General features: G+C 39.0%; 22 protein-coding genes. 9 read left to right on the top strand and 13 right to left on the bottom strand.

Annotation, left to right across the window (positions count from 1 at the left end; translation table 11 throughout):
• The first annotated feature begins 182 nt into the window (after positions 1 to 182).
• On the top strand, positions 183 to 635 hold the full coding sequence (locus tag ACUN24_RS07705) for a hypothetical protein (RefSeq protein ID WP_445561961.1): 453 nt from the start codon (positions 183 to 185) through the stop codon (positions 633 to 635).
• 684 nt (positions 636 to 1,319) lie between these two features.
• Here ACUN24_RS07705 and ACUN24_RS07710 read toward each other — a convergent pair.
• The 11 genes from ACUN24_RS07710 to ACUN24_RS07760 form a co-directional block, all read right to left on the bottom strand.
• The gene (locus ACUN24_RS07710; RefSeq protein ID WP_445561962.1) at positions 1,320 to 1,655 is read right to left on the bottom strand and encodes a hypothetical protein; all 336 of its coding nucleotides are present in this window, start codon (positions 1,653 to 1,655) and stop codon (positions 1,320 to 1,322) included.
• A 552-nt stretch (positions 1,656 to 2,207) separates the two neighbouring features.
• Complete coding sequence (locus ACUN24_RS07715) at positions 2,208 to 2,789, bottom strand: Crp/Fnr family transcriptional regulator (RefSeq protein WP_445561963.1); 582 nt, start codon at positions 2,787 to 2,789, stop codon at positions 2,208 to 2,210.
• Between the two features lie 249 nt (positions 2,790 to 3,038).
• Complete coding sequence (locus tag ACUN24_RS07720) at positions 3,039 to 3,932, bottom strand: S1 family peptidase (RefSeq protein ID WP_445561964.1); 894 nt, start codon at positions 3,930 to 3,932, stop codon at positions 3,039 to 3,041.
• Between the two features lie 2 nt (positions 3,933 to 3,934).
• Entirely contained in the window at positions 3,935 to 5,026 is a 1,092-nt protein-coding gene (locus ACUN24_RS07725) for a thioredoxin family protein (protein WP_445561965.1), read from the bottom strand.
• Positions 5,027 to 5,044: 18 nt separating this feature from the next.
• Positions 5,045 to 6,391, bottom strand: a complete 1,347-nt coding sequence (locus ACUN24_RS07730) for a TlpA family protein disulfide reductase (protein ID WP_445561966.1) — start codon at positions 6,389 to 6,391, stop codon at positions 5,045 to 5,047.
• A gap of 61 nt (positions 6,392 to 6,452) precedes the next feature.
• Positions 6,453 to 7,373 carry a hypothetical protein gene (locus ACUN24_RS07735; protein WP_445561967.1) on the bottom strand — a complete coding sequence of 307 codons (921 nt, stop codon included), beginning with the start codon at positions 7,371 to 7,373 and terminating at the stop codon, positions 6,453 to 6,455.
• 10 nt (positions 7,374 to 7,383) lie between these two features.
• Positions 7,384 to 8,964, bottom strand: coding sequence for a RagB/SusD family nutrient uptake outer membrane protein (locus ACUN24_RS07740; RefSeq protein ID WP_445561968.1), 1,581 nt, complete (start codon positions 8,962 to 8,964; stop codon positions 7,384 to 7,386).
• 12 nt (positions 8,965 to 8,976) lie between these two features.
• Positions 8,977 to 12,642, bottom strand: coding sequence for a SusC/RagA family TonB-linked outer membrane protein (locus ACUN24_RS07745; RefSeq protein ID WP_445561969.1), 3,666 nt, complete (start codon positions 12,640 to 12,642; stop codon positions 8,977 to 8,979).
• A 133-nt stretch (positions 12,643 to 12,775) separates the two neighbouring features.
• Positions 12,776 to 13,930 (bottom strand): FecR family protein, encoded by a 1,155-nt coding sequence (locus ACUN24_RS07750; RefSeq protein WP_445561970.1) that lies wholly within the window; start codon positions 13,928 to 13,930, stop codon positions 12,776 to 12,778.
• Positions 13,931 to 14,002: 72 nt separating this feature from the next.
• Positions 14,003 to 14,593, bottom strand: coding sequence for an RNA polymerase sigma factor (locus ACUN24_RS07755; RefSeq protein WP_445561971.1), 591 nt, complete (start codon positions 14,591 to 14,593; stop codon positions 14,003 to 14,005).
• A gap of 544 nt (positions 14,594 to 15,137) precedes the next feature.
• Positions 15,138 to 15,551, bottom strand: coding sequence for a VOC family protein (locus ACUN24_RS07760; RefSeq protein ID WP_445561972.1), 414 nt, complete (start codon positions 15,549 to 15,551; stop codon positions 15,138 to 15,140).
• Between the two features lie 252 nt (positions 15,552 to 15,803).
• Between ACUN24_RS07760 and ACUN24_RS07765 the strand changes: the two genes are divergently transcribed.
• Positions 15,804 to 16,958: an aspartyl protease family protein gene (locus ACUN24_RS07765; protein WP_445561973.1), complete on the top strand. Its 1,155-nt coding sequence runs from the start codon at positions 15,804 to 15,806 to the stop codon at positions 16,956 to 16,958.
• Positions 16,959 to 17,558: 600 nt separating this feature from the next.
• Here ACUN24_RS07765 and ACUN24_RS07770 read toward each other — a convergent pair.
• Complete coding sequence (locus ACUN24_RS07770) at positions 17,559 to 18,173, bottom strand: hypothetical protein (RefSeq protein WP_445561974.1); 615 nt, start codon at positions 18,171 to 18,173, stop codon at positions 17,559 to 17,561.
• Between the two features lie 340 nt (positions 18,174 to 18,513).
• Here ACUN24_RS07770 and ACUN24_RS07775 point away from each other — a divergent pair, with 340 nt between their 5' ends.
• The 7 genes from ACUN24_RS07775 to ACUN24_RS07805 all read left to right on the top strand — a co-directional run bounded on the left by ACUN24_RS07775 (position 18,514) and on the right by ACUN24_RS07805 (position 24,791).
• The gene (locus ACUN24_RS07775; RefSeq protein ID WP_445561975.1) at positions 18,514 to 19,518 is read left to right on the top strand and encodes a sensor histidine kinase; all 1,005 of its coding nucleotides are present in this window, start codon (positions 18,514 to 18,516) and stop codon (positions 19,516 to 19,518) included.
• Positions 19,515 to 20,207, top strand: coding sequence for a LytR/AlgR family response regulator transcription factor (locus tag ACUN24_RS07780; protein WP_445561976.1), 693 nt, complete (start codon positions 19,515 to 19,517; stop codon positions 20,205 to 20,207). Before ACUN24_RS07775 ends, ACUN24_RS07780 begins: the two co-directional genes overlap by 4 nt.
• Positions 20,208 to 20,224: 17 nt before the next feature.
• A complete protein-coding gene (locus tag ACUN24_RS07785; RefSeq protein ID WP_445561977.1) occupies positions 20,225 to 20,461 on the top strand; it encodes a hypothetical protein in 237 nt (78 codons plus the stop codon).
• 7 nt (positions 20,462 to 20,468) lie between these two features.
• On the top strand, positions 20,469 to 21,203 hold the full coding sequence (locus tag ACUN24_RS07790) for a CocE/NonD family hydrolase (RefSeq protein ID WP_445561978.1): 735 nt from the start codon (positions 20,469 to 20,471) through the stop codon (positions 21,201 to 21,203).
• 84 nt (positions 21,204 to 21,287) lie between these two features.
• Positions 21,288 to 22,181 carry an IS982 family transposase gene (locus ACUN24_RS07795; RefSeq protein WP_445561979.1) on the top strand — a complete coding sequence of 298 codons (894 nt, stop codon included), beginning with the start codon at positions 21,288 to 21,290 and terminating at the stop codon, positions 22,179 to 22,181.
• Positions 22,182 to 22,287: 106 nt separating this feature from the next.
• Positions 22,288 to 22,995: a CocE/NonD family hydrolase C-terminal non-catalytic domain-containing protein gene (locus ACUN24_RS07800; protein WP_445561980.1), complete on the top strand. Its 708-nt coding sequence runs from the start codon at positions 22,288 to 22,290 to the stop codon at positions 22,993 to 22,995.
• A 260-nt stretch (positions 22,996 to 23,255) separates the two neighbouring features.
• A complete protein-coding gene (locus ACUN24_RS07805; protein WP_445561981.1) occupies positions 23,256 to 24,791 on the top strand; it encodes a SulP family inorganic anion transporter in 1,536 nt (511 codons plus the stop codon).
• A 1-nt stretch (position 24,792) separates the two neighbouring features.
• On the opposite strand, the gene ACUN24_RS07810 is transcribed toward ACUN24_RS07805, so the two are convergent.
• On the bottom strand, positions 24,793 to 24,963 hold the full coding sequence (locus ACUN24_RS07810) for a hypothetical protein (protein ID WP_445561982.1): 171 nt from the start codon (positions 24,961 to 24,963) through the stop codon (positions 24,793 to 24,795).
• Positions 24,964 to 25,285 lie beyond the last annotated feature (322 nt).

Raw genomic sequence — 25,285 nt, forward strand, 5'->3', positions numbered from 1 at the left:
AGTAATTTAGCGTAAATTATGTGTTATATTAGATTCACGCCTCTTGACCCATGTTCCGGGAAATAGAAATGCCGATTCCGCAGCGGGGAAGATACCCCTGACATTAAAAATGATAGCCAGAGTTCGAAAATATCTTTAATACAATAAGGAAACAGTTAACGGATATAATTAATTTATAGACCATGAAATACTTAATCATTCTAATCATTATATTTTCAACCCACTTCACAGCAGATGGACAAGAGAAAGAGAATATATATTTTCTCCTAAAAAGTGGAAAATACACAAAGGCTAACCTGACCAGATATGTTACCATCAAGACCCGAAGGCTTGACACCGCTTACTCGTTTACCATACCCTGCAATTGTAAACCGCAATACCTACATTTTTATCATGGCACCAATCCTGAAACCGGGCAGGTGAATCAGAAAATTTACACGATAAGCAGGAAAACTTTGCGAAAAATCCAATTTGTAAACCTTGACAAATTAATAGATATCATCAAAAAAAACGACGCCTATTTCAATGGTAAATGTAATCTTTTTCTGGTGGAACCTGGCGAAATTATAACCGTCTTTCCAGTATTCCAAGTCACATCATTCGGAGATTACGCCGATGATGTAGTAGGAACATGATAATAAATTTAAATTTGGTTTCACCCTGTGAATAGGCGCTGAAAAACAGATTTCAATAATAAGTTATACTTATGTAGTGAATTATTTCCCCAAAAGAAACCAAGATTACTATACTTAGCAATATATCTTTAGGGAAATAATTGAAATACTAACCTGAATTCGGTTAATACTTTAATCAAAATAATTGTTTTTTAGCGTCTTGGGATAACGAGATCGTCATGCTGAATTTATTTCAGCATCTTTTTAGCGTGAAAGACCCTGAAATAAATTCAGGGTGACGACCGCTTTAGCAGAAAACTTGATTAAAACGCCACAAAATGAGATTTAATAATCGAACTCAGGTTACTAACAAAGCTTCAATATGAATTTTTAATTCAATCGGGCTAGTCACCAAGAGAAGCTAATTTCGATAGTGAGGCCATAATTTGGTTCGAGAATTGTCCATTAAGGGGAGCAAAGATTTTTAGGTCTAAAAATCACATAAAACCTTATTTCTAGCTGATAGAGTGAGGTTTTAGGACATTGCCCGCTTGTTTAATTCTACCTGGCCAGTCTAATGGCCTCGTCAAGGATTTCATCTTTACCCTTTTGTAATCCTAGAATAGTATTTTTTACCATTACATCAGGTATTATACCGTTTAAATGATGTTTGCGTCCTCACTGGCGCTATTAATCCGACTCAGATTATGACTTCTTATACGGTAGTTTATACCTATCATCTTTAGTGTTGAAATAAGTATGCCAACGCCAGAAAGCGATAGGATTCTTCCAGAAAGTTCTATATAAAACAGTATCTGCTTCCTGAACTTTTTTGCTTTTCACATACTCTTTAAATGATTCTTTTATCCCTATTATATTATTGCCACTTCTATCGGTCACGTCGAAATTTCCCGAATCATTACTATATCTATAATGCTTTTCATCTAAAGCGTAATCGAATATATAGCTCAATGATGGAATATTGCTTAGAATAATTGTTATACCAGTCAATATTATTATTAAAACATATTTCTTTTTCATCTATAAATAAATTTATGTTGACTACTTAAATTCAATTCCCGACCATTCCATCTTAATATAAACATGTCATAACAGAATATCATTATTGCTCAACGAAATGTGGATTGATATAGAATTCGTACTCACCATTTATCCTAATACCCGTAAATAAGCTAGGTACCGCTAGAATTAAACGTGATAATGTGATCTTATTATTTTTCATCTTGCTTCGTTAATTGCATATCTTTTCTTCAGATTTTGACTATCGTGAGAGATAATTGGTACGGCATTTCAACTATTGTTATTATTGGGCGGCGGGACATCAACAAGACGCGTCTCTTTTTTGCACGAAATGGCAACGACTGCAATAAGCAATAAATAATAACTATAAAATCGCTGGATGGAAGTTAAGGTGTGCGTCATTTTAAATGTTTTGATAGTGGTTAATTTGATGATTTTGATAAAAAGTAATTTGATAATGAGAAAGCATCTTCTCATTATATTTAAGTTATACTCCAAAAATATCAGATTACCCTTTGAGATTTTTTGACAAAAGTCACAAAATGAAAACGCTTACTTTTTTCTTATTCGACTTAAAGTTTCTCTGCTTATCCCCAAATAGGAAGAGATATGACTCAGCGAAATTCGGTTCAAAAGTTGGGGTTGGTTTTGAATCAACTGCTCATAACGTTGTTTAGCAGAAAACATACGCAGCGAATTTGCCTGCGCTTCATTGCGGATATAGTATAATTCTGTAAGCCTTCTTCCAATCACATTAAATTCAACGAAATGCTCATAAAGCCAATCTAGCTTATCCTTCTTGAGAACAATAAAAACACAGTCCTCCAATGTCTCAATATATTCAAAACCAGGCTGGGAAGTAAAAAAGCTGTATACTGAGATAACAAGTTCATTTTCAAACAAAAACCACGTATTTGTTTCAATGCCCTCTTTGTTCAGGTAAAACACCCTAACAGCACCACTCACAATGAAATAAATACGATCACTTTTATCCCCTTCACTTAAAACCTTTTGGTTCTTATCCAAACTCATGATCTTACTCTGCTCAACAATAGCTTCTTTCAATGTGGTGGATAGCTCGCCCAATTTTGAGAATACTCCAAACAATTGGTCATAAGGTGTTAATTTTTGCATTAGAAAGGTTTTCAGACAATTTAGAACTTATAAAAGTTATTTAATAACCTCAGTATTAAACTGTACCTATAAATCCGCCACTAACAATACGCAGGCCATACAGCTCAACCTGCCTTAATTATTTAATTAAGTTAAATATATCAAAATGTAATAGCGCAATTATCAAAAAATCCAAAAAGAGGAAATACCATTTCAAGGCATTTCTCTTTTTGGATTTAACTGTAACAGATTAATATGGAAAGCGCTATTTTAAGGCTTTATAAGTTTATATAAAGACTCTACAGGCACCGTATTCTTCAATACCATCTGTAATCCCGGATTCATTTCGCTATGTATTAATGGATGCGTATTGGAAACGGTAGCAACAACATCACCATATTCATTCATCACCGGGCCTCCGCTGGATCCTGTTGCATAATCTGCCGAAATCACGACCATTTCACGAAAGAACTTTTTATTTGGCTCTCCCGCTTCCTCCAGGTATTTGTCCATCACGTTACCTTGTGAAAAGAAATAATGCATCCCTTTTGGATGACCCAATACGAATACCTTTTCGCCCACTTTTGCACCTTCTGCAAGCGGTAAGGCAGGCAAAACGTCGCCATTTGTTTCCAGCTGGAGTACGGCCAAATCATTTTCTTTTGAGGATGTCAATACCGATTTTACGGCATAGGTGCGTCCATTCGCCATACGGACAACGAAACCTAAAGGTTTATTTCCGTCAGTCATATTCGCATACTGGGCGATTACATGGTAATTTGTTACCATTATCCCTTTGGGATCAATAATGTAACCTGAAGATTCGCTGATGTGTGCATTAGAACACCTGGGACATAAGTAAACACAACCAGTAATTACAGTAGCCCCTTTTGCCCGTTCATAGATGGCATTGGCCGTTAAAACTTTTTTAGAAGGTTTAACGATTCCAACAGTAGTTGCTTTAGATGGATTAGCCAGCATCAGTTTGGCATCCTCTAAAGTAACCGTCTTCACTTTTAGAAGCAAAGAATCTACTGATTTCTGATAATCGGCTGCTATTTTGGCATCATTGGTAAAAACCTGGGCATGGGCAATACCTGTTACCGATAAACTGACTAACAAAAGAGCTAACCTTTTTATGCCATTGTATTTTTTGAAATTCATTTTCATTTAATTTTCTCAATTGTGGCGCCATACTGGCTGACTGTTTTACCGTAGGATTCTGATGCCGACTTAAAATAATCTTTAATGGCTGCCTTTTGAGCGTCGGTTGCATTGGCAACTTTACTCATCAATATACCATCTAAAATTCCTTTAAAGACAGTATTAACAGGTAAATTCCAGATATACCGCTTATAATAAGCGATCATTCCATCCAGGTCTTTATTAACAACGAACAAAGCAATCCTACAAATATGATTTTCAGGTTCCTGTGGATCTAATTTCAGCAAGGAGATGGTATAGGCAATGTCCTCCACCTCTTTTGGTGTAAAAAAAACGTTGTACCGTGCGCCATTTTCGTTTGCAATGATATACATATCTTTACGAACCTTATCAAAGAGGATTCTATTAATTACTTCCGTACCCATAGCAAGATCCAAATGTTGTTTCTCCAGCATGATCTTTCTGAAAAACGGGCTGCCAAACTTTACCGTTCCTAGTGCCATTTCAAGAAAATCTACGCTAAAGCGCTCGTATTCCTCGGCATGATCAAATATCTCTTCCAAAACAGGTGATGGGTCTTTAGAATTTTGATATAAAGCCTTTGCATAAGGCAACCCATTTGTCAAGTCTTTTTTTGCCTCATAAGCCGCTTTTAACCCTGCGAGCGAATTTTTGGGATCTAATGCCGCTTTCACTTTTTCAATAAAATCTTCCGCACCGGCTTTTCCTACTACCCTGTTAATTTCCTGTCCCGAAGCACTAAGAATTAAAAAAGTTGGGTAAGCACTGACGTTGTATTTTTTCGCAAGCTCCTTTCCCTCTCCCTTTTCCATGTCGAATTTTACAGAAACGAACTTTGGGTTAAAATAATCGCCCATTACCTTTTTGGGAAATTCCATTTTCGCCATCTCAATACACGGAATACACCAGCTGGTATAACAATCCATAAAGATCAGTTTAGGGTTGGCAGGGTCGGAAGCTTTAGCCATCGCCCCACTCATGGTCAGCTCCTCAAATTTTATACCCTGGCCAAAGGTTGCAGTATGGCATAGGGTAATCAATCCAATGTACGCTGAAATTAAAAATAGTCTCATGTTAATCCTTCGGAAATATTAAAGTTTTGACTCAATTAAAGCTTTCAATTTAGCATCTGAAGGTCTCGGAGCATCAAATGACACCATTTTCCCCTCTTTATCAATTAAAATGTACCTTGGGATCTCGGTAACTTCATAATCTGTTACGATCGGACCTTTGTTATTCGTGAATAAATGTACACCCGATAGTTTCTTTTTCTCTACCATATCTTTCCATTTAGCTTTATCTGTATCAATAGAAAGACTGATAAATACCACATTTTTGCCTTCAAAAGACTTTTCGAGTGTTTCAAGCGCAGGTTGTTCTGCAATGCATGGTGCACACCAGGTAGCCCAAACATCTAATAAAACTACTTTGCCACGATAATCAGAAAGACTACTGGTTTTGCCGTTGATATTTGGATATGAAAAATTGATTGTTTGACCTCCTGCCACTTTTAATTTTGCGCGATCAGTTAAGATGCTCATCGTTTTCTTCTGCGCATCAGTTAACATATATTTCTGGCTATTTGTAGTAAATGCAACCAAATCCATAGACAATCCCTTCTCTGCTGCCTTTAGAGCCACTTCCGATAGTAATTCTTTATTGGAGATTTCTGGAAGAACCAACTCACTGGCCATACCGTTCTCCGAATTATAAATGATATGTTTGGCGAAACTTAATGTCATTATGTAGTCAAAGCCAAACGGAAGTGTCCAGACCGCTTTGTCAGCATATCTTTCATTTTTAAAAAGATCAGTGAAATAAGCTGGATATTCATCTTTTCGTCCAAAATTAATTCCTGAAGAAAATGGCAGCAATGCATCATATCTCACACTGTAAGGGAGCATAAATTTTACATATTTATCGAATGCCTCGTTACCCGTATTTATGCTTTTAACAAAAGCATCCACCGGGGCTGCGAGTGAATCAAGTGTTGCCGTAAGTCGCTCCGTTGGTATGGTATATCCTTTATTGCTATGTCCAAACTTTTGTAGTGGAAGAACGAGTTTATACCAGTCTGCAAATACCTTATTCTCCTTACTAAGGTTACCCGAATAAACGACGTTTCCGTCAAATGCATCAAGAGTTAGTTCTTCACCGGCATGCATGTAAACGGGGTATTGATCTGCATTATAGCCCAGGTAACGAATTGCATTCAGATCACTGGCGGGAACTTGAGTACTAAACGACTGGTCCTGTCTGGCAACCGTGGCCATTGAAATGGGGCTTAAGCCACCTGCTTCCTGTTTTGAAAAAATTACTCGATCCGCTTTGAGATTCTGGGGAAGGATCTTTGTGAATTTTCCTTTGATGACCGCATTCTGTGCAAATGAAGTTAGCGACATCGTCGCCATTAAAATAGCAATAATTGATTTTTTCATGTATTTATTTTTGAATAATATGGGTATGGCGTGCATTCGCCATACCCGTTAAGTAGTTAGTTTATTGAGTTGGAATACCTAAATCTGTCAGGATTTGGCGTATTAAATTATATTTGATCATGATTACAGGGTTTGAACCATACAAAGCCTTAAATTCTGCATCTGTACGCCCAAGTATCGTTTGCAGATAAATATTTGCATCCATGGAAGGCGTTGCGGGCGTGATATATGGATTTGTTGGCTCTGCATCAATAAAGCCTATGGCCTGCAATGACGGGCTTACGCCAGCGGGTAAACCAGTTACCCTTGAATTGAGGTAAAATGTAGCCAGGTCATAAGCGTCACTAACAATAACAAATTTTCGGGTGGCACTCGCAAATTTGTCCAGTATATCTGCGTATTTAGGCCTGAGCATGGCATTTGTAAGCATGGCCCGTAGTATCGCGCCTTTGTACTGCACTTTTGTGGCCTGGTCCATGGAAGGGATACCCGCAATCTGACCGATAACTATGGTATTTAAACCCTTAAAAGCATATTTAAAACCATTGGTGTTCAGGTTGTCGACCAATAAAATACTGGGCACATAAATACCTTTCGGTAACACAGGCAAAATTTCGCTCTTTAAATAGGCAAGTGCAGCAGGTACATCGGCTTTATTGCAATAGCTAAAAGAATAAATCAGAGGTGGCGCTCCCGCCTGGAGACCGCCAATGGAGTAACTTAAAGACAATTTCTCATAATGGGTAAAATTCCGCCCAAAAACGTCTGTCCGGGCTTGTGTACCAATTGTATCATTAATGAAAACCGGAATGCCGGTATCTTTAAAAAAGAGGTAGTTGCCGTGAATGGTCGGGTCGTTGGGATTATCATCTACAACCAACCAGTTTTTATCGTAATCCGGAAAAACTGTTACTTCCTCCTTCCGGCATGCAGTTGCAAATAAAATAAGAAATATGCCTGCGATATAAATTTTATGATTCATATTATATAGGTTATAAAGGTTGAACAGTACGTGCAGTTCTAACGGGATTTGTTAATGATCCCCTGTTGAATTCAATGGCATAATTTGGAATAGGAACCTGCCAGGCCGCCGCATCCTGTGCAAAAGACTTTAATACATAATTACCAATGGCTACATTTGAACTGGTTTGCGCATTGTAGCTGTAAGCCGGGTGCCTGATGGTAAAATCCTGCGGAAGCGGGTACCTTGAATTTACCGCATACCGCCGCAAATCGAACCACCTGTGCCCTTCAAAACACAACTCCCGTCGGCGTTCCGCCCTGATAAATTCAACCAGCTCCTGATTTCCCGCAGGTATTTGGTCCATTGCGGCATTTTTAAAACGCTTTATTCTCAGCTTATGGATTTCATTTCTCGCTTCATCATTTGCGCCAGTCATTGCCAGGGCCTCTGCATTGTTTAAAATTACTTCCGGATAACGGAAAGAAAAAATGCAGGATACCTGCTCCGGATCATTGTACGTTTGCCAGCTGCGGTATTTTGCCGGTAACCATGATTTAGTTTTAGCAGACTTTTGAAAAAATGCTTTAAGTCTCAAATCATCTGAAGCATAGCTACTCATTAAAGTGCTTGAAGCTTTAAAAGATGAGGCGAGGCGATCATCACCGTTATAAGCAGAGGTAGAATCATTTAAAAAAACGGCAGGAACTGAACTCGGCCCCATGGTAAAAATGGATTCATTTGAACTCCGGTAAGTGGCGTTTGTATTTGGTGAATATAAATTCAGATCATTAAGCGTATAGCCCATTGCGCCAAAACTTTTGCCTGCTGCGATCGCTTTGTCATACTGCTCCGTGTACAAGTATACGCGGCTTTGCAGAATCTTTACTGCTGCAATCCCGACCCGTATTTTTGTACCCGGGTTATAGCCCTGTAAGTATTGTTCGGCCTGCTCAAGATCTGCAACAATTTGTTTATAAATTTTATCATTGTTGTCTCTTTTAAAATAATTGTCTTCTATTTTTTCGGAGATCTTTAATGGAACACCCTCGTCTGTAGCAGCTGAACTGACACGGTACGGGCTGCCATAAACATTTTGTAACAGGAAATAATAATAAGCTCTTAAGAAATAGGCTTCACCACGAATGTGCTGTAAGCTTGAATTATCGGATGTTTCTGCCAATTTTTCGGCCTGAAACAGAATGGCATTTATTGCCCCTACACGCTTGTAAATCTTTCTCCATAGTGTTTCCTCCCAGCTAAGATTCAAGACATTTAATGCAGGCGTTTGGCTCCAGTTGTGGAATCCTGATAATTTATAAAGCGGGGTAGACTTGTCGGTTTCTGCGAAGCCAAGTACAAACTGTTCAGAATCGTCATCCATCACATGAAGCCATGGTGCAGTTAACCCAGTTTCTGAGATATCGCCCATAGTCGCCTGACCGTCCTTGGGCACACTTAGAACACTATTTATAAATGCTTCTCCAATCATGAGCTTGTTCAGATCATCCGTGTTTTGAACATATTTAAGATCTGTTGAGTATTCCTCCAGGAATTTACTGCAAGATGAGAACAGCAGCAAAACCGGTAATAATATATATATGTATTTCATAATGCTTTGAGTTTAAAATGAAACATTGATGCTACCTGAATAAGTAGGTATTAGTGAAAGGTTGATGTTTGGCGTTGAACCTGATTGTGTCGGGTCCTGGCCTTTCAGCATTTTACTGCTTATAATGAAAAGATTGGTTCCGGTTACGCTTACATATGCTGAACTCAGCCCCATTTTTTTGACTAATTTTTCTGCAAAGTTGTATTTAAAAGAGGTGGATTGCAGCTTCAGATAGTCTCCGCTAACCAGCCTGATGTCCGAATTGTCATACATATCATAGATACTTCCTCCAAATTGATACGCTGATGCCGGATATTGAGTCCACCATGGCGAATTTAAATTATTGTTTGCCAGTAGCCCTGGTATATTGGTGTAAGCTTCATCTCCGGGTCTGCGCCAGCGGTCTACAAACTCCTTACGAAGGTTTTGTTGTGGATAGGCAATTGCCGATCCGTAGCCTGAAGCGATCTTCATCAGGCGAATCTTGTTGCCCAAAGAGTAGGTTAAATTGAAGGATAAACCAAAGTTTCTCCAACCGAAATAATTGGATAAACCACCTTGAATAAAGGGGTCACGGCGTCCGGACTCACTCATCACCTCCAGGTATACGTCCTCTTTTTTCATTGAGCCATATTTTTGCTGATAAGCAGCTGCCTGTTCTGCCTCTGTTCCGTAAAAAACCGGTGAACCATCTACCGGGCTCAATCCCTTAAACTTGTAAGAGTAAAATGTATTTAGTGGCTTACCGGCAAGCTGAACAGTTCCCGCCAGAAAGTCGTTATAGTCTAAATTATCAACCAAAACGTTGTTTCTGTTGTTAATTGCACGGTTTAAAACTTTGTTCAATACCTGTCCAAGTTGTGGGTCAAAATGCCAGACAAATCCACGCTTCGAACCACTCACACCCACATTATCAATGGCTTTTATACTCAGGCTTACCTCAATACCTTTATTTTCCAATGTACCGCTGTTGATCACATAAGACTCTATCCCATTGATTTCGGATACCGTTTTGTCAAGAAATGCATCTTCGGTTTTTTTATAGAAGTAACCCAGCGACCCGGTTATTTTATTTCCAAGCAGAGAGAATTCCAGTGCTACGTTAGAGGAAGAAGTCCGCTCCCATTTCAAATCCGGATTTGGAAAATTGACAATGTTCGAATATTGTGAATTGTAATAAATATCTGAAGTTGGTTTTTGTTGAATAACCATATTGGCAGATTGACCGGGTAACATATTTCCCTGCCAGCCCCATGAAGCTTTCATAGCAAGATCATTTACCCACGATACATTTTTCAATAAATCGTCTTTCATATTCCATCGACCGGAAACGGCCCATATCGGGAGAAATCTATTGTTCGATCTGGAACCGAATAAGTTTGACTGCTCACCCCGGATATGTACATTAACCATATAGCGGTTGTTCCAGGAATAACCCGTTGTACCGTACCAGGCAAGGGTATTTGTTAATTGACGGTTATAGGAGCCAAGAGCCTCTATTTTGGACATGTATTGCTGATAATAGCCTGTATTGGTTGTGGGCACCACATCGAAATAACCGCCCATTTCGGGAAAATAACCTCTCCTGTTGATTTTAAAACCATTATATTCCGAAGATATGGCCTCCATACCGGCACTTGCCGTAATGGAATGTTTATCATCTTTTCCAAATGAGGTATTGTAGTTTGCCTGTAAACGGGCAGTGTAGCCGTTATTACGCGTTTCAGTCCGCTGAAGTTCACCGCCAACCGGGGCCATATCTGAGCGGAGACTCCGATCCGCTCTTAATTGATTAATGTAGTAAGTGTCTTTCGTATAATATAGTTCTCTGTTGTTGCTGCTTGCATTGTAAGCAAATGTACCATCTACATCCAGACCATTCATCACCCTGTATTTTATTAATGCCTTGATGTTGGCTGAAATAAGGTCGGTATGGTCTCCTGAATTTTCCTTTTCTTTAAGAATGTTATAATTATAATAGGGGGCTCCGCTAATCGCCCTTGGGTAGAAGAAATAGCTGCCATCTGCATTGTACGCAGGGATCGTTCTGCTGGTATTATAAGCATAATTCATCACCCCTAAATCCTGCGGGGTATAATCTCTGGTCGAATAGTTACCCGTAAATGAGATTTGAGCCATAAATTTTTTATAATCTGCGGTGATGCTCATGAGCGACGAATAGCGTTTATTATTTTCACCTTTTATTGCCCCATTTTCATTCTGATAGCCTAAAGAGGAATAATATTTAATTCCATTGGCGCCACCGGAAAGACTTAAAGTATGATTCTGGGAGACGGCATCCTGCGTTACAAGCCCCATCCAGTCTGTGTTTACATTTGCATAGTAGTCAGTCAACCGCTTAAATTCATCGTACTTGATGTTACCTGCATAATAGTCTTGTAGTGCTTTTTCGTAACCTGTAAACTGCGTCACACCATTGTACTGCATCCCTCGTTCGATCATCTCTTTAGAGACATCCATACGCTCCTGCGAGTTCATCATGTACATGCCTTTATCCGAGTACCTCGGGTGTCTTGAGAAACTGGTCGTACCAAAGTAAGAGATTACAGGTCTGCCCACTTTACCCTTTCTTGTGGTGATAACAATTACGCCGTTACCTGCTTTCGCACCATAAAGTGCTGTCGCAGATGCATCCTTAAGCACATCAATTTGTTCAATATCCTGAGGATTTAGTCCCGCAATTGCATTACCCAATAAATTTACAAAGTCCAGGTCATTGATTTGTTGTGGGTTTACATTAACCGGATCAGTCAATACAATTCCATCCAAGACCCATAAAGGCTCCCTGTTGCCCAAAACCGTCGATGTACCGCGAATTCTTAATCTGGGCGCGGCACCCACCTGACCCGAATTCTGCGTTAAGATCATTCCGGGAACCCTGCCTTCTAGCAATCTATCAATGGTATTGATTCCAGGGGTAATTATACTGTCCATTTTAAGGGTAGTTATTGCACTTGTCAGCTTTCTGCTGTCAATCTTCTCATATCCTGTGTTAACAATGGTTACTTCATTCAGGTCTGAGGAGGTAAGTGCCAGTGTAACCGTTCTGGCCCGTATTGCATTGACTTCCAATTTGGCGTAGCCCAGGTGATGGATCTCAAGAGTGGAGTTGGCATACTGGGTAGGAATTACAAATTTCCCATTTTCGTCTGTTCTGGTTGAAAAATTTGAACCTTTAACTTTAATTGTAGCCCCGTCCAACGGTTTACCGTCCTCTGTAGTCACTCTACCCTCTACCGGAGTCTCTGTCAAACCAGAAGGAGCAGATGAGTTCTTATCCAGTATGATGATTATACGGTCTTTGATCTCGTAGGTAAGCGGTTGTTCAGCGAACAATTTCCGTAATGCATTGATTAACGGTTCGTTAATAAGCTTTAATGTTACCGGTTTGGCTTTTTTTAAAATCCTGTCGTTGTATGAAAAATCATATTTCGTTTGCTTACTGATGGCCTCTGCTGCTTGTACGAAAGGCGCATCTTTTAAATTAATGGAAACCGTTTGCGCACTTAATTTACTACTTAGTTGTAGTGCAAAAAAAGCCAGGAAGATGAAGATAAATTTAACAATAAATGGTGATGTGCTGCTGTTGGTTACAGTATCGCCTGGTTCAGACGGCACACGCCTCCCTTTGTCCTTGTGGATAAGGAAATAGTTCATATTTTTGTAAGGTTAGTTAGTTTGTTTGAATGGTTTGTTGATTATTTCTCTGAATCGGATCTATCTATCACAGCTGATGGTGTGCCCACACCGTCAGCCTTTTTAACAGACGCCGAAAATTACATGGTAAATTCTAGCGCATAAGCTTTACACTCCTTCCTTTGATATCAAATTTTAAATCCGTTATTTTTTCGAGTGCGTGTAATACTGTAGATAATTTTTTATCCTTGCTGATTGATGCATGAATCTGTATATCAGTAGGTATCCCGGTGTAATCAATATCCAGGTTATACCAACGTTCAACCTGCCGCATAACTTCGATTAATGGGGTTGCTTTAAAACGGAACTGACCGTCTTTCCAGGCAACAAATAAACTTGCATCAACTTTTGCAATTTCGAAACCAGCGCCCGCAAGTACAGACTGTTCTCCGGGATGCAGTTGCGGTGCCTCGTCATTACCATCTCTGCTAAGTTGTACGCGACCATTAACCAAAGTGGTAACCGTTTTATTGTCATCCTGATAAGCGTTAACATTAAAACTGGTTCCCAAAACCCTTATCTGCTGCCCCCTGGTGCTAACTATAAAAGGCTGGCTGGCATCATGATGTACTTCAAAATAAGCTTCACCAACAAGTTCTACCCTTCTTTCTTTACCCGAAAAAGTTGCCGGATAAGACAAGGATGAGGCTGCATTAAGCCATACTTTGGTACCATCGCTTAATGTGACACAATACTGCCCCCCTTTTGGGGTAGTTAAGGTAAGATTTTGATTTAACTCTTCATTTTCTACCAGTGTTCCATCTTTATAGCGGACAATGCCCTTTTCGGTAATAATCTCTTGTTTTTCGCCCTTCAATTGATATACAGTACCTTTTGATGAAATTAAAGATGCACGGTTTGTTCCGGGTTGTATATCGGTGATGTAATCCTTTGACGCCAGTTTACCAGCCGAATCATTTTTTAAAATAAAATATACAGGTAAGGATACAAAAACCAGAACTGCTGCCGCCACTTTAGTGATCCAGGAAATTCTGCCCATCAATGTGGGTTTCCTCAGGCCTATGTTTTGTTGAATTTCAATCCAGGCCAAATCCGCTACTTCGGCAGATTTTTCATCAAGTATATCTGAAGTAACTTCAGATGCAAAATGCGCTTGAAGTAAGCTATCTAATTGCTCCTCATTATTCCCAGTCTGAAAAAACGAGTGTAATTGAAACAATTCCTCCTTATTGATGGTATTGCTTATGTATTTTTCAAATAAAAGTCCAATTTTAATCTCGTTGTTCATCTAAACAGGCTGTTTTATTCACGGTATATAATGAATACACACGAAAAATAAAAAATAGCACCCCTAAATCAATTATTTTTTAAAAAAAACTGGAATTAAGCACAATAAAAGTTCAAAATGCTTAGACTTTAGCGCAAGCCTAACCCTTTTATTAGCCTCTTGAATATGGTGGTTGATCGCAGATGCGCTGATCATCAACTCATCACTAATTTCCTGATAACTCCTTCCTTCTAACTTATGCATGACATAAACCTTGCGCTGTCGCTCCGTTAGTTTACTCAAAGCCATTTCCAACAATGCTTTATTTTGCGATGCATCGTCTGCATCATCCATAGGATTATAACCTACATCCGGATCGATTTCACTCCGCATAAGCTGGTCATAAATGTTTCTCCTAAAAGTATTCTTTGAAAGATTCGCCGCCATTTTAAACAGCAAAGCACTAAAACTAAGTTCAGGATCTATTGTTTTACGAATTTCCCATATCTTCATAAAGATGTCCTGGAGGATATCTTTGGCTATTTCTTCTGACCTTAAAATCTGAATCAATTTTGAAACCAGGCGTTGCGCATAACATTTATATATTTCTTTAAATGCAGATTCGTCCCCATCCCGCAACTTTCGCAGCAGTTCCTTTTCATCGGTGATGGCTATTTTTTTCAAAAAAATCAGAAGTTAGTTGAAATCGAAGGTAACAAAAAAGTAACTTAAACACAATAACCTGGCTTAATACCAGAAGCAGGCCGTCAGTGTAGAGCGAAACGGCCCCGTTATTCGTTCCGTATACGGAAGAAAAGTGACCGCATACAGAACAGTTCAAACAAAAAAAGCAAACTCGGTAAAATCCGTCGCTTGCTTTTATACTTAGCGCCTGTTTAAAATTAAATTAAAATTTATTTCATACGCCAGTCTGAGTGTAGTCCAAGACCATTTTAATACATTTATAAAGCAATCGACTACGCTTTCAATGACAGATTTAAAAATTCGCCGTCATTTCGACTGAAGCGCAGCGAAATGGAGAAATCTTTTAACATAGTTCAAAGATTTCTCCACTGCGGTTGAAAGGACGATACTTCGAGACCATTCCCTTCTTTATCCATTCTGTCGATCCATATTGATTTTCAACAATTAATTAACCCTCATTGTGACAGCAAAAGGCTATTTTTTCTTATAAAAATTTAAACGGGCTCTTGAAGTCAAATCTAAATTAACTCTGCTGATCAGGCATGCCGTTCGGGTCCATCCATACATATTCCCAATGATGACCATCAAGATCATCAAAACTGTGCTGATACATAAAACCGTAATCGGTAGCCGGATTAGGTATCGTCGCGCCAGCTGCTACCGCTTTGTCTACCATTTCGTTAACTGCATCTTTACTATCGGCTGATAAGGCAATGGAAGTTTCTATTGTTTTGTGTGCATCTATAATTTCTTTTTCGGTAAACGTTTGGAAAAATGTTCTGGTAAGCAGCATTATATAAATAGTATCGCTAATGATCATGCAGGTTGCTTTCTCATTGGTAAATTTGGGATTAAAAGTATACCCGAGTTTGGTGAAAAATTCTACCGATTTGTTAAGGTCGTTAACAGCTAGGTTTACGAAAATTTGAGTTGCCATATGGTTTTTATGATTTAGTATATTCAAAGGTATACTAAAGCTACATAGGGATTAACGTGCAAAAACGACAAGTTAAGGGGTTAAACGCGACTTATTGATGGCTTGCCAATTTGAGATAGATTAGGGAAGAGAAAGCAAAAAAATAAATCTATAGAGGCTTACAACCATTTTTAATTCTTTTATCTTTAGTTTTTGGTGGTAACCATCAATATCATCTCTTGCAAAACTTAAACCTTTATCTATTACACGCTCATGAAACGAATATTACTCATCTTGACCGCCTTATTGCCCTTTTATACTTTTGCTCAAAAGAAATTGCCAGTTGTAAAGGCAAGTGCTGGCCAGGCAAAAATTTATGAACAGGAGAACGCAGTATCGAACTGGTATATCAATCCCAAAATAAAACCGGATGTTTTTACAACCGGTAAGCTCACAAAATCTGAAAGCGTAAAATTCAAAACCGATATTGATTCGATCGTTTTTAGCATTAGTCCGGGGCAGAAAAAGGAGTTTATTGTCTTGTTAAACGGCAAAGATTCGTGCCTTACTCAGATTACCACTCCTGCGCTAAAAAATTTCAGTAAAGTATTGCCCGAAATTCACGATTCAATACCCTTTTTTGTTAATAAGTACAACACGAATTTTTTGCCGGTCGTTTTTAATGGTGTTGACTCGCTGTTGCTGAATTTTGATTCAGGCGCAAATGACATAGACCTTACCAACGCTGCACTGGAGAAAAGAGTGAAATCGAAACTCAAACTTTACAATACAGAATACGGTATAAAAATTGGAAACCATACCTACAAGAGCAGGATTTATGACATAGAATTAGCAGGTAACGAAACCGACGGACTGCTGGGGTGGGATATATTCGACGGCATGATTGTAGCCCTGGATTATGATCAAAATAAAATGATAATACATTCTACCATGCCAAGGGAGATTTTACAGGATAAACAATACGCCAGGTTTAAGATTTCCTACATCAAAAACAAACCTTTTATAGAAAGTGAAATTTCGCAAAGCGGAATCAAAAATAAAAGCCTGTTTATGTTTGATTTAGGTTACCAACGCACGGTTATGCTGGATAATGATTTACTGCGGGAAATGAGGTTTCCAACCGAAAGGATGGAAGTGATCAAAAAGGTGATGATGCATGGAACAAGAGGTAACGAAGTGCCGGTGACTACAGTAAAGCTGCAAAGTTTGAAGATTGGCAACTTTGAGCTTAAAAATGTTCCTGCGCAAGTGATGGAACAAAATAAGCCCATGCCTGGTATTAACATTCACTATCTTGGAACCGATATTCTGAAAAGATTTAATACGGTTTTTGATTTTCAAAATAATGTAATCTATTTAAAGCCAAATCATCTTTATGATGTTGTGTATGCGGATCAAAAGAGCTAACATTATCTTTTTTTACCGCAAAGACCAGTAAGGCAAATTGCAAAAAAAAAAGCCACCCTTAGGAGTAATTTATCTCATAAAATCAATATAAATGACAGTAGAATTTAATAGGAATAAATCTCCCCGAGGCACCGTCATTGCGAGAAGGCTTTTTCAGCCGACGAAGCAATCTTACAACGATCGCTAACAGCGTGCGCTTTAAGATTGCTTCGTGCCTCGCAATGACGACCTTTCTTATAAGATCTGTCAATGGTAGGAGTAGAATTTCTCAAATACATCGGAGGGTTGATGACAGATATACAAGGGGCATCATTTAGAGCGGAGTGCAACGCAGCCGAGAGCCCGAAGGCTCTGCGAAGCAAAATCTGTTTTGATAGATCTCTCCACTTCGCGTTGCTCCGGTCGAGATGATGACCAGTCTATTGGAATCTGTTATTGGTAGCGTAGCCGAAGGGTATTTATTTGCGATTTATCAATATCGAGAAGTCTTCGACTACGCTCAGACTGACGACCGCAGCGCTTAACTTAATCACATTAAGCGTATGGTATCGGCTTTACGTCCATCCTAAATCATGCCTTTACCTCAGGCCCATAATCTCATTAATTAATAAATTGTATCTGCTGTACCAAATAGGCTTTCCCAAATTGCTGCGGATCGTGCACCACTGTAGCTTTAATGGCCTTCCATTTTGGCTGTTGTCCATTTTGCCAGTTTGCACGAATTTCCTGTGCGTTCAACCAGATTTCCTCCAGCTCGTTCTGAACGGTGCTGTTTGCATAAGTGAGCTGTAACTTACCTGGAATCAGATAATAGTCATTCCCAGTTTTGCTCAATCTTATTACTGGTCCTCCAGGTACATACGAAGTAATTAGCTGCACGGTAAAAGATTCACTTCCTTTATATTGCTCTTTGCTGATTATCTTTTCAAAAATAAAGTAGTATTCAGGCCCGTCTTGAAGGGGCACTTCGTCGCGGTTGAACCTCGCTTTAACACGGTAAGTATAACCAGGTTCCCGCTGATCAAAACCGGAAAGCGAAGCGCCGGCATCTACATTACCAGGCAATTTTAACAGCTGATCGTTATCCGCACCATAGCGATGGCTTACCAGTAATTCAACTTCCTGTCCGTTTTTTAAGTTCAGCGGACCATATCTTTCTGGTTTTTTACAGGAAACAAATGCGAAAACGATGAATAGAAGGAGTAGGTTTTTCATAGAGATGTGATTTTTTAGATAATGTCTGCTTCTAAAACGTAAAGATAAAGATAGACGCTACACCAGATTAATCATTTTGTTAATCCCACAGATTTAAAAGATTAACCGGCGCACCAAGATATGTTTAGTTCTTTTGCGCAATTGACTCCCGACTTCTGACTCCGGACTATTTCCATTCTATTATTCCAGCCTAAAAACCACTCATCCCCCAAAACCCTACACTCCTGTACTTTGTCTTTTTTCTTAAAATTAGTTTTCGTTGCTTTGTTTAGCGCAGAAAATTTTGGTAAAGAAACCCTACATATCGCTTTATTGGAAATGTCAGCTAATTGGCTGGTCGGTGGCGGCTTTATATTGGACATTCCAGGGTTGGTCTGCTGCGGGTAATTTTAGATTCGATCTGGCTGTTGTGCAGTTTGTTTCGGATGTGCTGATGTACATTTTAATTACCCATTTATACCGTAATTTTGCAAACAAAAATTGTTGGCAGGATCTTTCCCTCGAGAAACTGATCTGGCGAATGTTGATTGTTATTCCGGTAATGGGTGTTTTTTATCTGCTTGTTACCATTGGTAAATTGTACCTGGTGAGGCTGTTGTTTCTGAGCCATCCACCACAGTCATTTGTTGAATTTTTTAGTTTAAATGCAGCAGGTATTTTTGTTGCCGGTATCCGTTTAATGGCCATATGGCTTTTGGCCTATCATCTTTACCATTATGCAAAAAGAGAAATCAGGTTATCGGTAGAAAATGCCAGACTGGAACTTATCTTTAAACAATCGCAACTGGATAATCTTTCTGCTCAGTTAAACCCCCATTTTCTATTCAATGCACTCAATAATATAAAATCTTTGGTGTACACCCGCCCCGATGCTGCAGGCAGGGCAATTGATCTGTTAAGCGAACTGTTACGTAGCGGATTATATATTGGTAATGCCATGTTGATCAGGTTAAATGAAGAAGTAGACCTGGTTAGGGATTACCTGGAGCTGGAAGCTTTGAGGATGGAAGAAAGATTAAATTACGATTTGGATATCGATATTTCGCTCTCTGGTCTGTTGGTGCCACGTTTGTGCATTCAAACATTGGTAGAAAATGCGGTAAAACATGGGATTGCTTTAGAAAAACATGGTGGAAAGATTGAAGTAGTAATTAACGAGCAGGGTGGATTGGTAAGCATCTGTGTTTTAAACCCTGGCAAATTAGAGCCGGATAAAACGGTGGCAGGCATAGGACTGCAGAATCTGAAAGAACGGCTCAATCTCAGCTACCAGCACCGTGCATCTTTTAACCTGTATGAAATGGAGCAAAAAGTTTGCGCCGAAATTAAAATCCCAATCAGATGAGAAATATTAGGACGCTAATCATCGACGATGAACGTGGCGCAAGGCAGGAGCTGATGAGGATGTTAAAAAGCTATCCTCAGATTACCGTATTGGGCGAGGCTGCTAATGCTGATGAAGCTGAACAGCTTATCGGACTTTTAAAACCTGAACTGATTTTTTTGGATATACAGATGCCTGGTCGTTCGGGTTTCGATCTGTTAGAAAATCTGGTACATGTGCCACAGGTGATTTTTGTAACCGCTTTCGACAGTTATGCAGTTCAGGCTTTTGAAGTGAGCGCCATGGATTATCTGATGAAACCTGTACGGGACGAACGTTTTAGAAGTGCAATGGATAAAGCCATACAAAAGATTGGTGCGAACGATGGCACAGCTATTTTTGTGAAAGACAGGGGCAAACATCATCTCATCAAGTGGAAAGACGTGCATTTGATCGAGTCGGTAGAAAATTATGCGCGACTCTTTTTCGGAAAGGAGCAGGTATTGCTCAAAACCTCATTAAATAAATTGGAAGAAAACCCCGATTGCCAAAGGTTTTTTAGGGCAAGCAGAAGTATATTATTTAACCTTGACAACATCAGTTCAATAAAAAAAGATGATGAGGGGATGTTTGTAGAGCTTAAGATGGGAAATTTAATCAGGGTATCAGAACGGCGGGCCGTTAAATTAAGGAGCCTCATTAAAATATAAACTATAATTTTTTGATCATGAAAATAAACTTAGTAAAACTGGGGGTGGCTGTGCTATGCCTCATCATGGGCATGGAAACTTTTGCACAACAAAAGCTAACCTTGCCCGATAGCAGCAATTACATCATTAACGATAGTGTGATGATTAAAACAAAATACGGCATTACATTATCTGCTGTAGTGGTGAGGAAAAAAGGTGTTCTACAGAAATTACCAGCAGCACTCTTTTTATTTTATCTATTCAAATACGAATAGAAGTTTGATGGAAGCCAAATATGCAGCTGATCATGGTTATGTTGGTATTGTTGCCGATGCAAGAGGAAAAAGGCTCAGTCCCGATATGCCGGTGCCTTACGAACATGAAACCAAAGATGTAAATGCGGTTATTGATTGGATTATCCAACAATCATGGAGCGATGGCAGGGTGGGGATGTATGGTGGAAGTTATTCAGGCTTTGCACAATGGGCAGCGGCTAAACACTTACATCCTGCATTAAAAACCATTGTGCCCTATGTTGCAGCTATTCCAGGGCTTGGTTTACCTATGGAAAACAATATTTTTTTAACCGCTAATTACCAGTGGGTCTTTTATATTACTAATAACAAGTATACCGATGATGTTATAAATAATGATAATGCGCGTTGGCGGAATATGAGGTTGAATTGGTGGAATAGCGGAGCTGCTTATAACAAGATCGATAGCATTGATGGCACACCAAATCCATTGTTGCAGAAATGGCTTAGCCACCCTGATTATGATACCTACTGGCAGTCGATGGTACCCTATGGGCTCGATTTTAAACACATCAATATTCCGGTGCTCAGCATTACCGGCTATTACGATGATGGACAGGTTTCGGCATTAGAATATCTCCGCGAACATTATAAGTATAAACCGTCAGCTGAACATTATTTAATTATAGGCCCTTATGATCATTTTGGATCGCAGATAGGTGGAGTAGCCAAGCTAAGAGGTTATGAACCTGAGTTCGATTAATAATTTTGAGAAAAAAATAGTCAATCAAAGTAATTATGCTTATATTTAAGTGTCTGACATTCAAATATTTAAACATAAAAACAGATGATTGACTACTCTAAAATTAGTGATATTTTTTGTCTTGTAGATGAGTTCTGCAAAGATTTTGATAAAACCACCAGTCCTTTTCTTTTGGGCAAGCCTTCCAAGCGTCCTGCATCCATGTCTAAAAGTGAAGTAATCTCTATCTGCCTGCTCTTCCATCTAAGCGGCTTCAGGTGCTTCAAACACTTCTATTTGTTCTATCTCCAAAAGCATATGCAAAGTGAATTCCCCAATACCGTGTCCTATAACCGCTTTGTTGAACTCAGCCAAAGCGTGCTCATGCCAATGACGATCTTCCTTAAAACCTGCTGTTTAGGTCGCTGTACGGGTATTTCATTTGTGGATTCCACTCCCATTCGGGTCTGCAACAATAAGCGTATAAAAAGGAACAAGGTATTTAAGGGGATAGCGGAGGTAGGGAAATCTACAATGGGCTGGTTCTATGGGTTTAAACTGCATATCGTGATCAATGACAAGGGCGAGGTATTAAATTTTGCCATCACACAGGCCAATGTGGATGATAGGGAACCACTGAAGAACGAAAGCTTTTTAAAAGCTGTATTCGGAAAGCTTTTCGCCGACAAAGGATATATCTCCGAACAGTTGGTCAAAATACTGTTCGTCAGTGATATACATCTGGTTACCAGTATCAGAAACAATATGAAAAATAGCCTGATGACCATGAACGATAAGATTATGCTCCGTAAAAGGTCAGTGATAGAAACCGTTAATGATGAGCTTAAAAACATATGCCAGATAGAACATTCAAGACATAGGTCATTCACTAACTTTATCTCAAATATAATCGCAGGGCTAATTGCCTACTCATTCTTCCCCAAAAAGCCTGCTATTAATTATCAAACCAAACAATCTTCACAAATTTTCGCATTCTGATTAATCGAACTCAGGTTATGAGGTAGATTCAATAGCGCTAATCAATACCCGTGAAATCACTTTCCAGTGGCTCGACTATATTCTTAAAGGCGGAAAGAAACCTGCATTGTTAAAAGATAAGATCAATTTTGAGGTAATGGGCGCAAATAAGTGGAAGCATGCTTCTTCATTGGCCAAGATGGAAGATTACCACATCCGCTTTTATCTGGACAGTGCAGAAAACGGGATGATGCTGTCGGAGCAAAAGCCAGCCAAAGAAATTTTCATGCATCAGCAGGTTGATCTGACCGGTAGAACCAAGTTTTACAACGATTATTACCCTGATCCGATCATCAAAAAAGAAATCGACAGATCTAATGGATTGTTTTTTATCACGAAGCCATTTAATCAAGTCGTTTCAGTGTCAGGCGCACTAGAGGGGCAGCTTAAAGCCATCATCAACAAAAAGGATATGGATGTAGGCCTCATTCTGTACGAAATTACGCCTTCAGGCAAATATTTTCAGCTCTCTTATTATTTAGGAAGAGCCAGTTACGCATATGATATGAGCAAAAGGAACTTGCTTAAGCCTGGGGAATTAGAAACTATACCTTTTTATAGGTCGAAAGTATTTAGCAAGCAGCTGCAAAAAGGTAGCAGGTTGCTTTTAGTGCTCAATATCGATAAAAATCCTTTTGCACAGATCAATTATGGAACTGGTAAGGATGTGAGTACAGAAAGCATAAAAGATGCAGGCAGCCCGCTCAAAATTGAATGGTCTACACAGAGTTTCATTGAGTTTGGTTTTTCAGCGGATGTTAAAAGTTTGTTTTAAATCATGTAGCTGGTCAGGATTTGTAACCTAGATATGAGTGCTACAGATTAGCAATAAGTTTTTGATGTTTATTTGTCCCGCAGATTTAAAAGATCAAAGCAGAGGGCATCAAGAAATCTTTTAAATCAGATTTCAATAAATAGTACAAAGATCTCTCCACTTCGCGTTGCTCCGGTAGAGATGACGACCATTCTATTGGAGTCTGTCAGTGGTAGAGGTTAGAATTTTTTAGATATTTGCAGCTGCTAATAATTTTACTGATGAAGCCTTACCTGCAACTATTCGATTTTTCAAAGAAAATAAATTACAGAACTGAAATTCTTGCAGGTTTAACGGTAGCCATGACCATGATCCCTGAATCGCTATCATTTGCTATTCTTGCGGGTTTCCCACCCTTAACAGGTTTATACGCAGCCTTTATTATGGGCTTGATTACGGCCGTTTTAGGCGGCAGACCAGGCTTGGTTTCTGGTGGAGCAGGCGCAACGGTAATTGTGCTCATTGCTTTAATGAAAAGCCAGGGAATAGAATATGTTTTTGCAGCAGTGGCTTTAGCAGGTGTAATACAGATCGTAGTGGGGTTGTTTAAACTTGGGAAATTCGTCAGGCTTGTTCCTCAACCCGTAATGTTCGGCTTTGTTAACGGTTTGGCGGTAATTATTTTTATGTCGCAGCTGGAGCAATTCAAAACAATTATTAACGGCAGGATAGAATGGCTGAGCGGTACTCCTTTATATATTATGTTGGCGCTGGTATTGCTCACTGTTGCCATAGTGATTATTCTCCCCAAAATAACCAAAGCCATTCCATCCTCACTGGTAGCCATTATTGTGGTTTTCCTCGTTGTTTTATGTTTTGGAATTGATACCAAACTGGTTAAAGATATTGCTTCAGTAAATGGTGGCTTTCCTCCCTTTCACATTCCGAAAGTTCCGCTGAATCTGGATATGCTCAAGATCATTTTTCCCTATTCACTCATTATGGCTGGTGTGGGCTTAACAGAAGGCCTGCTTACGTTGAACTTGGTTGATGAAATTACAGAAACCAAAGGCAATGGGAACAGGGAGAGTATTGCACAAGGAATTGCCAATATTACAAATGGGTTTTTTACTGGTATGGGCGGTTGTCCGATGATTGCCCAAACGCTGGTTAATCTTTCGGCAGGAGCGAGGGCAAGGTTATCGGGCATTATTGCGGCCTTAACCATACTCGTTATCATTTTGGTAGGTGCTCCTGTAATTGATCGTGTACCAATGGCCGCGCTGGTTGGTGTAATGATGATGGTAGCCATTGGCACTTTTGAATGGATGAGCTTTAAAGTGATTAATAAAATGCCTGTACAGGATATAATTATAGGTATTATGGTGGCTGTAATTACGATTTGGCTACATAACCTGGCACTAGCTGTATTAATAGGTGTAATTATTTCGGCGCTTGTTTTCGCGTGGGAAAGTTCTAAACGGATACGTGCCAGTAAACATATTGATGCTGATGGTGTAAAAACCTATGAAATATTCGGTTCCTTGTTTTTCGGGTCGATTGCCAATTTTAATGAGCTGTTTGATGTGGTCCATGATCCTCAGCATATCATCATTGATTTTAAACAGAGCCGCGTTTTTGATATGTCGGGCATTGATGCGCTGAATAAACTAACTGAACGCTACCGTTTGGTTGACAAGAAACTTCAATTAAAGCACCTGAGTAACGACTGTAAACGCTTGCTGAAAAATGCTGATCAGATTATAGCAGTAAACATTATAGAAGATCCTACTTATCGGGTAGCCACTGAGCAATAAGTTAAACCTCTCTTTTATATGTACCACCGATTGTAACCAGACGGACTGCAGGGTATAATAGGTCATCGGCTATGCCTTGGCCCAAAACTATTGCAGGCAGTTTAACGGTAATGCTTTTCCATTCTTTAATGTTTTTACTAAAACGTTTAAGTGTTTTAAGAAATAGCAACATAAAATTGTTCGAATTATTGTAATTGTTGGTAAAAAATCGCCTTATATGCTGTTTTATAGGATGTTAATTTTTCAAATTATTTTGATAATATTTATTTTTTACTTGTCTGATTGACAATTATTTTAGTAGAATTAAATATTATTGTACTATTTAATAAAAATTTCATAAAAATGACAATTCACTATTAAAACGTTTTAGTATATTATATATTTGAATTAACCAAATACTAAATTTTATGAGAATACCTAACTACTACTACCAAAATTCCTGTCTTTTTAACTTAGGACATATCTTGCCGTTTCCGAAAAAATAAGTTTTAGCA

It is taken from the genome of Pedobacter sp. WC2501 (assembly GCF_052682415.1).